The 217-nt window shown below is 63.1% G+C and carries 1 protein-coding gene; it reads right to left on the reverse strand.

All coding sequences use genetic code 11. From position 1 onward, the window contains the following. The coding region (locus GBM95_RS12215) for a transposase (RefSeq protein ID WP_193222719.1) at window positions 1-217 on the reverse strand (217 nt) is incomplete at both ends.

Here is a 217-nt window from a genome sequence, read left to right on the forward strand (position 1 = left end):
AGGCCATCTCAGCATCGCTGAGCCCCTTCAGACGCTGCAGGAAAATCACCTTGAGCATCAGAACGACGTCGAGCGTGGGGCGGCCGCGCCTGCTCCTGCTCCTGCTCCTGCTCCTGCTCCTGCTCCTGCAGGCGGGCACAAGCGCCGCGACGGCGCTCTTTGCTTCGTCAAGCTTGAGATCCAGCTTCTGCTGAGCAGCATTCCCGGCAAGTCCAAG

Source organism: Sutterella seckii (genome assembly GCF_009183815.1).
GTDB lineage: Bacteria > Pseudomonadota > Gammaproteobacteria > Burkholderiales > Burkholderiaceae_F > Sutterella > Sutterella seckii.